11 protein-coding genes and 1 pseudogene are annotated in these 10,624 nt (G+C 70.4%); 11 read left to right on the top strand and 1 reads right to left on the bottom strand.

Annotated elements, in window-relative coordinates; all coding sequences use genetic code 11:
- From QM634_RS16195 to ahcY, 8 genes and pseudogenes are all read left to right on the top strand, one after another.
- Nucleotides 1-367, top strand: a pseudogene (locus QM634_RS16195) (hypothetical protein); the annotation flags it as partial.
- The gene (locus QM634_RS16200; protein ID WP_415043800.1) at nucleotides 364-666 is read left to right on the top strand and encodes a PE domain-containing protein; all 303 of its coding nucleotides are present in this window, start codon (nucleotides 364-366) and stop codon (nucleotides 664-666) included. The pseudogene QM634_RS16195 and the gene QM634_RS16200, both read left to right, overlap by 4 nt.
- A complete protein-coding gene (locus QM634_RS16205) occupies nucleotides 663-1,592 on the top strand; it encodes a PPE domain-containing protein (protein ID WP_415043801.1) in 930 nt (309 codons plus the stop codon). The genes QM634_RS16200 and QM634_RS16205 overlap by 4 nt, the downstream gene beginning before the upstream one ends.
- A gap of 21 nt (nucleotides 1,593-1,613) precedes the next feature.
- Nucleotides 1,614-1,922 (top strand): WXG100 family type VII secretion target, encoded by a 309-nt coding sequence (locus tag QM634_RS16210; protein ID WP_415043802.1) that lies wholly within the window; start codon nucleotides 1,614-1,616, stop codon nucleotides 1,920-1,922.
- Nucleotides 1,923-1,943: 21 nt separating this feature from the next.
- A complete protein-coding gene (locus tag QM634_RS16215; RefSeq protein ID WP_415043803.1) occupies nucleotides 1,944-2,237 on the top strand; it encodes a WXG100 family type VII secretion target in 294 nt (97 codons plus the stop codon).
- 113 nt (nucleotides 2,238-2,350) lie between these two features.
- Entirely contained in the window at nucleotides 2,351-3,307 is a 957-nt protein-coding gene (locus tag QM634_RS16220) for a cation diffusion facilitator family transporter (RefSeq protein ID WP_415043805.1), read from the top strand.
- Between the two features lie 6 nt (nucleotides 3,308-3,313).
- Nucleotides 3,314-4,849, top strand: a complete 1,536-nt coding sequence (locus tag QM634_RS16225) for an amino acid permease (protein WP_415043806.1) — start codon at nucleotides 3,314-3,316, stop codon at nucleotides 4,847-4,849.
- A 58-nt stretch (nucleotides 4,850-4,907) separates the two neighbouring features.
- The gene (ahcY, locus tag QM634_RS16230; RefSeq protein WP_415043807.1) at nucleotides 4,908-6,401 is read left to right on the top strand and encodes an adenosylhomocysteinase; all 1,494 of its coding nucleotides are present in this window, start codon (nucleotides 4,908-4,910) and stop codon (nucleotides 6,399-6,401) included.
- Here the strand turns inward: ahcY and QM634_RS16235 are convergent.
- Nucleotides 6,398-7,027 carry a dTMP kinase gene (locus QM634_RS16235; protein ID WP_415043808.1) on the bottom strand — a complete coding sequence of 210 codons (630 nt, stop codon included), beginning with the start codon at nucleotides 7,025-7,027 and terminating at the stop codon, nucleotides 6,398-6,400. The two genes, ahcY and QM634_RS16235, sit on opposite strands and share 4 nt — an antisense overlap.
- Nucleotides 7,028-7,093: 66 nt before the next feature.
- Between QM634_RS16235 and mtrA the strand changes: the two genes are divergently transcribed.
- The 3 genes from mtrA to QM634_RS16250 form a co-directional block, all read left to right on the top strand.
- Nucleotides 7,094-7,780, top strand: a complete 687-nt coding sequence (mtrA, locus tag QM634_RS16240; protein ID WP_124246778.1) for an MtrAB system response regulator MtrA — start codon at nucleotides 7,094-7,096, stop codon at nucleotides 7,778-7,780.
- Nucleotides 7,777-9,501, top strand: a complete 1,725-nt coding sequence (gene mtrB, locus QM634_RS16245) for an MtrAB system histidine kinase MtrB (RefSeq protein WP_415043809.1) — start codon at nucleotides 7,777-7,779, stop codon at nucleotides 9,499-9,501. The genes mtrA and mtrB overlap by 4 nt, the downstream gene beginning before the upstream one ends.
- Nucleotides 9,498-10,624 (top strand): GerMN domain-containing protein (locus QM634_RS16250; protein WP_415043810.1); only part of this gene is annotated, 1,127 nt, incomplete at its 3' end. The genes mtrB and QM634_RS16250, both read left to right, overlap by 4 nt.

Genomic DNA, 10,624 nt, shown 5'->3' on the forward strand with positions numbered 1-10,624 from the left:
CGGGTCCCGAGACGTCACCGCGCGGTACGCCGCCCGCACCCCGGTGCCCGGCGGGACCGAAGCGGCCGGACTGCCCCAGGGCCCGCCCGGAGCGACACACACCGGTGTTGCCGGACCCGGTGCGGCCGTCGCCCCGATGGGCGGTGCCGGCGCAGTCGGCGCCCACGCGATCGGAAAGTCCGTGGCCGGCGGCCCCCACCTCGCGATGCGGTCCGACGACGCGGTGGCCGACTGTCGGCAGACGTGCGCGCCACCGGTGTTCGGCGATGAGGGCTCGGGCCCGGATTCCGGCGGCGGCGAGCCGAGTGGCGGCCACGCGACGGTGGGCGCCGAACTCGCCGCGCTCAAGGAGGAGCTGCTCTCATGACGGCCGGGTACCCCGGGGTGAAGGCCGATCCCCGCGCCCTGGAACGAGCGGCCGCGGCGCTCGATGACCTCGCCGCCGGGCTGCGGTCGGCTGTCGACGGACGGGCGGGTCGCATGGCTGCGGCACCCGTCGGTCGAGACGAGGTGAGCGTGGCGGTCGCCGAAGCGAGCAGTCGTGCCGTCGCCGCCCTGCGTTCGGACGTCGACGCCGGAGCGGTTGAGATCGCGGCGGCAGCGCGCGCACTGCGCGCCCAGGCGGCGGCGTTGACGGCCGCCGATGTCGGGGAGATGCCGACGTGACCGTGGCGCAGGCCGGCTTCACGGGCGTCGACTGGTCCTCGCGCCCGACCGAACGTTTGCAGGCCGACCTGATCGCGGGCGCCGGGCTCGGCCCGCTCGCGGACAGCGCGGCGGCGTGGTCCGATCTGGTCGGGGACTTCGACGAGCTGGCGGTCGTCGCCCGACGGGCGGTCGACCGGGTCCGCGCCCATTGGGACTCGGCGGGGGCCGGGCAGGCGTTGCGCGCCCTGTCGCGACTGCCGGCATGGATCGACGCCCTGGCGGTCGACGCCGCCCGTCGGCGCGAACTGTGCCGACGGGCCGAGTCATCCGCCGAGGCGGCGCTGCTGGCGATGCCGGGCGCCGCAGTGCTGGACGAGGCGCGCGCACAAGCGAACCGCCTCGCCACCGGGATCGGGATCTCGGCCATGATGACCGGTGGGTTGGCCCGCGCCGCCCGCACAGAGGCCGAGCTCTCGGCCACCGCGGCCAGGGTGATGGCCGACTACGAGCGGGACAGCGCCGACGCCGCGACCGACCTGCGTCGCCCGTGTCCACCGCCCGCGATGCTGCGTGTCCGGGCCGTGCCGTCCGGAATCGCTCCGACGGGGTCGACGGGGATCGTCGCGCCGGTGACGCCGCCGGTGGTCGCCCGCTTCCGGCCCGCACTGCTGACGACGCAGCGCCCGGCGTTTCGCACCGGAGCCGTGCCGGCCGCGGTGCCCGCCGATCAGCCGCGGTCCACCGGTGCCGCGCCGATCGCGCCGGTGACCGGTGCACCGGCGTCGGCCTCCCGGACCGGTCCCGGGTCGACCGCCGACCTCCATCCCGGTGTCGGGCACACCGACACGGCCGATGAGCCGCTGACCTGGGCGCAACTGCTCGCCCACGACGACGTGCGGGTCGACCCCGCCGAAGGACTCGGGTTGCGCAACCGCGCGGTCTGACACAAGAAGAAGGGGGAAACCATGTCCGGATCAGGACTCAACCTCGACGTCGGCGCCTCGATGGCCTCGACCAAGTCGGTGGCCGGGATCGTCGATGAGATGCAGCAGGTGATCCGCGCGATCTCGACCGCGTCGCAGAACGCCGCGACCACCTGGAAGGGCCGCGCCTCGGGTGCCTATGACACCACCCACGCGGACTGGAGCTCGAGTGCCACCAAGCTCAACCTGGCGCTCGAGGACATCAAGGCCAAGCTCACCTCCTCGTTCGCCGGCTACGGCGACGAGGACGAGTCGGGCGCCGCCACCATCACCGGCTCGCTCGCCGTCTGAGCGCCCAACTCGAGGAGAATCATGAGCATCATCCAGTACGACTTCGCCGCGCTCGACACCCTGACCGGCGACCTCAACCGCAACTTCGCCCGCCTGGAGCAGCTGTCCGGGCAACTGCGCACCCAGGTCAACGCGCTCGCCTCGCATTGGCAGTCGGCGCAGGGCGCCGCCGCCTACCAGGAAGCGCAGGCGCACTGGGACCGCGTGTTCGACGAATCGCGCACCCGGCTCAACGGGCTGAGCTCGTCGGTGTCGAAGGCGTCGTCGACGATGGGCAACACCGACATGCGGGTGGGTCGCACCTTCGCGGTGTGACCGGGGCCGGGTCGCCGCCGCGCGGGTCGCGGCGGCGGCTTCAGCCCGCCGAATCGGACACTGCGGTGTAGTCTGCCGGGAGCCGAGATCCGTTCCCGACCACGAGGTATGCCGTGTCCGCCGAGGGCTCCAAGAAGGCGATTGTCGCCGCACTCATCGCCAACGCGGGTATCGCCGCGGCCAAGTTCGCCGGGTGGGCCGTCACCCAGTCGTCGTCGATGCTCGCCGAGGGCGTGCACTCGGTCGCCGACACCTCGAATCAGGCGCTGCTGCTGTTGGGTCAGAAGCGTGCGAAGCAGGACGCCGACGAGCTGCACCCGTTCGGCTACGGGCGGGCGCGCTACTTCTACTCCTTCATCGTCGCGCTGGTGCTGTTCACCCTCGGCTCGATGTTCGCCCTGTACGAGGGGTACGAGAAGATCGCCCACGCCCACGACCACCAGCTGTCCTCACCGCAGATCGCGATCGCCATCCTCCTGATCGGCATCGCACTGGAGGGTTACAGCTTCCGCACGGCGTTCAAGGAGTCCACCCCGCTCAAGGGGGAGGCGAGTTGGTGGCACTTCATCCGCAACTCGCGCAACCCGGAACTGCCGATCGTCCTGCTCGAGGACACCGGCGCACTCATCGGCCTGCTCCTGGCCCTGGCCGGCGTCAGCCTCTCCTGGGCGACCGGCAACGGGATCTGGGACGGCATCGGCACCCTCGGAATCGGCGTGCTGCTCGGCATCATCGCGATCGTCCTGATCATCGAGATGAAGAGCCTGCTGATCGGCGAAGGGGCCACCAAGGAGGAGGAACGGGCGATCGTCGCGGCCATCAACGCCGAACCTGCCGTCGAGCGGGTGATCCACATCCGCACCCAGTACCTGGGCCCCGAAGAACTGCTCGTCGCGACGAAGATCGCGATCCCCGGCACCAAGCACGCCTCCACGGTCGCCAAGACCATCGACGCGGCCGAGGCCCGCATCCGGCAGGCGGTGCCGCAGGCGCGGCTCATCTTCATCGAACCGGATGTCGACCGGGGGCTCGACGCGGGTGAATCCGTCGACGCGGCGCCGGCGAGGTGAGCTGAGATGGGCAACCCGCTGCTGCGCACCAAGTCGATCGAGCAGTCGCTCGCCGACACCGACGAGCCCGGTCACCAGCTTCGCAAAGACCTGTCGGTCCGCGACCTGATCGTCTTCGGCGTCGCCGTCGTCATCGGCGCCGGCATCTTCACCGTGACCGTGTCGCAAGCGGGCAACAACGCCGGTCCGGCGATCTCGCTGTCCTTCGTGATGGCGGCGATCACCTGCGGCCTGGCGGCGCTCTGCTACGCCGAGTTCGCCTCCACGGTGCCGGTGGCCGGCTCGGCCTACACCTTCGGCTACGCGACCTTCGGCGAATTCCTCGCCTGGATCCTCGGCTGGGACCTGATCCTCGAGTTCGCGGTCGGCGCCGCGACCGTCGCCAAGGGATGGTCGGGCTATCTGGACAACCTCGTCCACTCCTTCTTCCCCCATGCGCCGAAGGACATCAACTCGGTGTCGATCGGCGGCATCGACCTCGACTGGGGAGCCGTGGCGGTCGTCGCGCTAGTGACCACGCTGCTCGCGATCGGGACCAAGCTCTCCTCCCGGTTCAGCGCCGTGATCACCGCGATCAAGATCGGCGTCGTCCTGCTGGTCATCGTGCTCGGCTTCTTCTACATCAAGACGGCGAACTACACGCCGTACGTGCCGCCGGCCGAAGGCGGCGGGGGAGCGCACAAGTCCGTCGACTCCTCGCTCTTCTCGCTGATCACCGGCGCCGGCAACACCCAGTACGGGTGGTACGGCGTGCTGGCGGCGGCGTCGGTCGTGTTCTTCGCGTTCATCGGCTTCGACGTCGTCGCCACGACCGCCGAGGAGACGCGGAACCCCAAGCGCGACATCCCGCGCGGCATCCTCGGCTCCCTGGCGATCGTCACCGTGCTCTACGTGCTGGTCACCGTCGTCGTGAGTGGAATGGTCGACTACCGCCGGCTCGCCGGGACCGGCAAGGACTCCAAGAACCTCGCCGACGTCTTCGCCCTCAACGGGGTGACGTGGGCGGAGAAGGTGATCGCGATCGGGGCGCTGGCCGGGCTCACGACGGTGGTCATGGTCCTCATCCTCGGCCAGTCACGCGTCCTCTTCGCGATGTGCCGGGACGGGTTGTTGCCCCGACGGATGGCGCGCACCAGCCCGCGGTTCGGCACGCCCGCACGGTTGACCGTGATGATCGGCGTCGCCGTCGCCGTGGTCGCCGGGCTGTTCCCGATCCACCGTCTCGAGGAGATGGTCAACGTCGGCACGCTGTTCGCGTTCGTCGTCGTGGCCGGGGCCGTGATGGTCCTGCGCCGCACGCGCCCCGACCTGCCGCGCGGGTTCGTGGTGCCCGGCGGTCCGGTCATCCCGATCCTGGCGATCCTCGCGTGTGCGTGGCTGATGCTGAACCTCTCGGCGCTGACCTGGATCCGGTTCGTCGTGTGGATGGCGATCGGTGTCGTCGTCTACTTCCTGTACGGCCAGCGCCACTCGATGGTCGGCCGTCGCGAGCGTGGCGAAGTGCCCGCCTGGGACTCGCGAACCGACGACACGATAGCCTGACCCCAGACGATTGCACCGCCCGGGAACGACGCGTCCGGGGCACCGAGTAGGGGAGCCGATGAGCCTCGTGTCCAAGTCCACGCCGACCGCCGAGCACCGGAACGGAATCGACTTCAAGGTCGCCGATCTGGGAGAGGCCGAGTTCGGCCGCAAGGAGATCGAACTCGCCGAGCACGAGATGCCCGGCCTGATGGAGCTGCGCCGCGAGTACCACGACGTCCAGCCGCTGAAGGGCGCGCGCATCTCCGGGTCGCTGCACATGACCGTCCAGACGGCCGTGCTCATCGAGACGCTCGTCGAGCTCGGTGCGCAGGTTCGGTGGGCGTCGTGCAACATCTTCTCCACCCAGGACCACGCCGCGGCGGCCGTCGTCGTCGGTCCGCACGGCACCCCCGAGGAGCCCAAGGGCGTGCCCGTCTTCGCCTGGAAGGGAGAGACGCTCGAGGAGTACTGGTGGTGCGCCGAGCAGATGCTCACCTGGCCGAACGACGCCGACGGCAAGCCGGTGCTCGCCAACATGATCCTCGACGACGGCGGCGACGCCACCATGCTGGTGCTGCGCGGCGCCGAATTCGAGAAGGCCGGCGTCGTGCCGCCGACCGATGACAGCCACTCGGCCGAGTACAAGGTCTTCCTCGACCTGCTGCGCAGCAGCTTCGAGAAGGACAAGGGCAAGTGGACGGCCATCGCCGATTCGGTGCAGGGCGTCACCGAGGAGACCACGACCGGCGTGCTGCGGCTCTACCAGTTCGCCGCCGCCGGCGACCTCGCGTTCCCCGCGATCAACGTCAACGACTCGGTCACCAAGAGCAAGTTCGACAACAAGTACGGCACCCGCCACTCGCTGATCGACGGCATCAACCGCGGCACCGACGTCCTCATCGGCGGCAAGAAGGTGCTGATCGCCGGCTACGGCGACGTCGGCAAGGGCTGTGCGGAGTCGCTGGCCGGCCAGGGCGCCCGCGTGCAGGTCACCGAGATCGACCCGATCAACGCGCTGCAGGCGCTGATGGACGGCTTCGACGTCGTCACCGTCGAGGACGCGATCGGTGACGCCGACATCGTCATCACCTCCACCGGCAACCTCGGGATCATCACCTTCGAGCACATGCAGAAGATGAAGAACCAGGCGATCCTGGGCAACATCGGCCACTTCGACAACGAGATCGACATGGCCGGCCTCGAGTCCGCGCCGGGGATGAAGCGGATCAACATCAAGCCGCAGGTCGACCAGTGGGTCTTCCCCGACGGTCACAGCATCATCGTGCTGAGCGAGGGGCGCCTGCTGAACCTGGGCAACGCCACGGGCCACCCGTCGTTCGTGATGAGCAACAGCTTCTCCAACCAGGTCATCGCTCAGATCGAGCTGTGGACCAAGAACGACGAGTACGACAACGAGGTCTACCGCCTGCCCAAGCACCTCGACGAGAAGGTCGCGCGGATCCACGTCGAGGCGCTCGGCGGCAAGCTGACCAAGCTCACCAAGGAGCAGGCCGAGTACATCGGCGTCGACGTCGAGGGCCCGTACAAGCCCGAGCACTACCGCTACTAGCGGAGGAGTTCGGCCGCCAAACCGGGATCGGGATCGCCGTCGAGTACCCGCCACGGCGAGACCCACTCATCGGCGGCCAACCGTCGATAGGAGGCGTCGACCCGAGCCTGAAGGTCGGCATCGCGCTCATAGCGGTCGCGGGCCCGGCTGTCGTCGGACGCCGCGCGCGAGACGGCGCGCTGCGCCGCCACTTCCACCGGCACGCCCAGGAAGAGCTGATGGTCGGGGACCGGTAGCGCGAAGCGCTCGAACTCCAGCTCGCGGACCCACTCGACGGCCGCAGCGGCGGCGTCGGGAACCCGGGCCGCCGTGTACGCGGCATTCGACGCGGCATACCGGTCGGCCACGACGACGTCGTTCCCCTCGAGGAGCGCCGACAGGTCGTCGACGGCGCCGCGGCGGTCCAGCGCGAACAGCAGGGCCATCGCGTAGGCGCTGTCGGTCACGTCACCGTGCTCGCCGTGCAGCGCCTCGGCGGCCAGGTCGGCGTGCACCGATTCCCCGTAGCGGGGGAAGGCGATCGTCGCCACGCGCACCCCGTCGGCCGCCCACGCACGGCGCAACCCGTCGACGAGGGTCCGCTTGCCGGCTCCGTCGAGTCCCTCGACGGTGATGAAGGTGGCCACGGGCGATGACCCTACCGATCGGACCGTCGGCGCGTCATCCGGGGAAAAGGTCACGAAAGTGTCACTATGGACCGCATGAAGCCACGTGTCCTGGTCGTCGACGACGACGCCGCTCTCGCGGAGATGCTGACGATCGTGCTTCGCGGTGAGGGATTCGAGCCCTTCCATGTGGCCGACGGGACCCAGGCCCTGACCGCGGTGCGCGAGATCCGCCCCGATCTGGTGCTGCTGGACCTGATGCTGCCCGGCATGAACGGCATCGACGTCTGCCGCGTCCTGCGCCAGGACTCCGGGGTGCCGATCGTCATGCTGACCGCCAAGACCGACACCGTCGACGTGGTCCTCGGCCTCGAGTCCGGTGCCGACGACTACATGGTCAAGCCGTTCAAGCCGAAGGAACTCGTCGCCCGGATCCGCGCGCGCCTGCGCCGCACCGACGACGAGCCCGCCGAGATGCTGTCGATCGGGCCGGTGGAGATCGACGTGCCCGCCCACAAGGTCACCCGCGACGGTGAGCCGATCTCGCTGACCCCGCTGGAGTTCGACCTCCTCGTCGCACTGGCCCGCAAGCCCCGCCAGGTGTTCACCCGCGACGTGCTGCTCGAGCAGGTGTGGGGGTACCGGCATCCGGCCGACACCCGCCTGGTCAACGTCCACGTCCAGCGTCTGCGCGCCAAGGTGGAGACCGATCCGGAGAATCCGGAGATCGTCCTGACCGTGAGGGGTGTCGGCTACAAAGCCGGTCCGCCGTGAGCGAGCGTGGAGGGCGGGTCCGCACCCCCCGCCCGCGCCGTCCCAACAGTCCCACCGCCCGACTGCGCCGCACCCTGGCGCAGCTCGGGCACAGTTTCGGGGGCGTCTGGCGGCGCTCCCTGCAGCTGCGCGTCGTCGTCTCGACCCTCGCGCTCTCGTTGGTCGTCCTGGTCATCCTGGGCTTTGTGCTCATGTCCCAGATCACCAACAGCCTGCTCGACGCCAAACTGGCCGCCGCCGGCGAAGAGATCGATCGGGCCCGCGCAGCCGTCGAACGCGACCTGGCCAGCCCCGATCCGGGCACCCCGCTCACCACTCGACTGCGGCAGACGCGTGCGCTGCTGACCGAGCGCGACGCGGCCGACTCGGGCTCGGGATCGCGCCCGGTCGGCGCCTTCGACACCGTTCTCCTGGTCCGCGGTGCCGGGGGCAGCGGTGTCGCCGACACCGGTGTCGGGCCCGTCGCCGCCATCCCGGACAACCTGCGCACCATGGTGCAGAGCGGCCAGGTCGCCTACCAGTACTCGACGGTGGAGACCGCGCGCGGGACGACGTCGCCGGCCCTGTTGATCGGCACGCCGACGAACTCGGCGGTGCCCGGCCTCGAGCTGTATCTGGTGTTCCCGTTGACCACCGAGCAGGACACCGTGAACCTCGTCTTCCGCACCCTGCTGACCGGCGGGATCGTGCTGCTGGGGCTCTTGGCGGCGATTGCGTGGCTCGTGTCCCGGCAGGTGGTGCTACCGGTGCGATCGGCGGCGCGCGTCGCGGTCCGGTTCGCCGGCGGTCGGCTCTCCGAGCGGATGCCGGTGCGCGGCGAGGACGACATGGCACGACTGGCGATGTCCTTCAACGACATGGCCGAGAGCCTGCAGCGCCAGATCGCGCACCTCGAGGAGTTCGGCGGTCTGCAGCGCCAGTTCACCTCCGACGTCTCGCACGAACTCCGGACGCCGCTGACGACGGTGCGAATGGCCTCGGACCTGCTCTACGAGGGCCGCGATGAACTCGACCCGGTGCGCAAGCGGTCCGTGGAGCTGCTCGACAAGGAACTCGACCGGTTCGAGACGCTGCTCAACGAGCTGCTCGAGATCTCCCGCCACGACGCCGGCATGGCCGAACTGGCGGCGGAGAAGATGTCGATGGCCATCCCCATCGAGGCGGCCCTGCAAACGGTGCGCCACCTCGCCGAGGAGACCGGCACCGAGCTGGACGTCGACCTGCCCGAAGAACCCGTCATCGCCGAGATCGACCCGCGCCGCGTCGAGCGGATCCTGCGCAACCTGCTGGCCAACGCGATCGACCACTCCGAGCAGCGACCGGTGACGCTCACCATGCGCACCGACGGCGACGCGGTGGCGGTCACCGTTCGCGACCGCGGAGTCGGACTGCGCCCCGGCGAGGAGAAGCTGGTGTTCAACCGGTTCTGGCGCTCGGACCCGTCCCGGTACCGGCGCTCGGGCGGCACCGGCCTGGGCCTGGCGATCAGCGTCGAGGACGCGCACCTGCACAACGGCCGCCTGGAGGCCTGGGGCGAACCCGGCCACGGGGCCAACTTCCGCCTCACCCTGCCGCTCAAGCGCGGTCACAAGGTGTTGGGCAGCCCGCTGCCGCTGCGCCCGCTCGATGCCCGCTCCGGCAGCACGACGAAGGCGACGAAGGCCCCGGCCGCCAAGCCGGCCACCACCGACGAGCCCCAACCCGACGAGGGGAAGCGATGAGACTGTCCAGGCCGGCGCGCACCGCACTGGTGGCGGCGGTGTCCGCCCTCGCCCTGATCGCGTCGGGTTGCGTCGTCATCCCCACCGACTCGTCGCCGCAGCCGCTGAAGAGCTTCGAGCGGCGGCCGGCCGCGCAGGAGCCGCCGCGACCGGACAACACGATGGACCCCGAGGCCCTGGTGCAGGGATTCCTGCGGGCCACGGCCGACCCGACGGCCGCCCATTCGGCGGCGCGGGCCTTCCTCACCCCGGAGAACGGGGCGCGCTGGGACGACCGCGGGGACACCGCCGTGCTGAGCAACATCTCCCTGGTCACCGAATCGCGCACCGACGATTCGGCGACGGTGAAGGTGGTCGGCGACAACACCGCGTCGCTGAAGGTCAACGGTCAGCTGCTGCCCGCGACCGGGCGGGTCGAATCGTCGATCAAGCTGGCCCGCACCCCGGCCGGCTGGCGCATCGACGGTCCGGTGCCCACCGGTGTGTTGCTGGACCGGGCGCAGTTCGACTCGACCTACCGGCTGGTGACGATGTACTTCACCGACCACGACCACCAGCGCCTCGTCGGCGACCCGAGGTGGTTCTTCCTCGGCCAGGCGACGCCCAGCGCCGTGGTCGCCCGGCTGCTGGCCGGGCCCAGCCTCGACCTCGTACGGGCCACGGCGTCGGCCATCCCGGCCAAGACCGAGCTCGGCGAGGTCCGCCGCCGCGACCAGGGCGGCGTCCAAATCGACCTCAAGGGCGCCGGCTCGCCGTCGGACGCCGACCGCGAGCTGATGGCCGCGCAGCTGGTGTGGACGCTCAGCAGCGCGGACTCGCCGGCGCCGTATGTAATCACGCTCGACGGCCAGCCGCTGCTGCCCAAGCTCCCCGACGGCATCCGGCTCGACGACGTGCAGCGCCTGTCGCCGACCGCGTCCGCCGGTCACGAGGACCGGCTCGACGTCATCAGCGACGGGCAGATGTCCAGTCTCGAGGGGGCACAGCTCAAACCCGTGGGCGGGAATCTCAACGACGGGAAGCAGGTGCGTGCGGCGAACATCAGCGCGGACCGCAGCCGGGTGGCCGCGGTGCGCGGCCCGCGCGTCGACCGCCCGATCACGCCGCCCGGCGAGGCGCAGCC

Source organism: Gordonia sp. (in: high G+C Gram-positive bacteria) (genome assembly GCF_047606305.1).
GTDB lineage: Bacteria > Actinomycetota > Actinomycetes > Mycobacteriales > Mycobacteriaceae > Gordonia.